This is a genomic window from Altererythrobacter sp., from assembly GCF_050299635.1.
Classification (GTDB): domain Bacteria; phylum Pseudomonadota; class Alphaproteobacteria; order Sphingomonadales; family Sphingomonadaceae; genus Erythrobacter.
Map to the genome: position 1 here is coordinate 1 of NZ_JBNKWF010000087.1, position 527 is coordinate 527.

At 50.5% G+C, this 527-nt stretch carries 1 rRNA gene; it reads right to left on the minus strand.

The features are described from left to right. Positions 1–527, minus strand: a 23S ribosomal RNA gene (locus ACQY6C_RS14970); the annotation flags it as partial.

Here is a 527-nt window from a genome sequence, read left to right on the forward strand (position 1 = left end):
AATGGCTGCTTCCAAGCCAACATCCTTGCTGTCACGGCAACTGGACCACCTTAGTTCAACTTAGCATAGATTTAGGGACCTTAGCTGTCGGTCTGGGTTCTTTCCCTCTCGGATAAGGACCTTAGCACCCTTACCCTCACTGCTGGGTATATCTAACGGCATTCGGAGTTCATCAGGATTTGGTAGGATTTGACTCCCCCTAGTCCTATTGGTAGCTCTACCTCCGTCAGACTCAACCCCAACGCTGCTCCTAAAAGCATTTCGGGGAGTACGAGCTATTTCCCGGTTTGATTGGCCTTTCACCCCTACCCACACCTCATCCAAAGACTTTTCAACGTCAACTGGTTCGGTCCTCCATGACGTGTTACCGTCACTTCAACCTGGACATGGGTAGATCACCGGGTTTCGCGTCTACCTCCACTGACTATACGCCCTATTCAGACTCGCTTTCGCTGCGGTTGCGCACATCTATGTGCTTAACCTTGCCAATGAAGAGTAACTCGTAGGCTCATTATGCAAAAGGCACG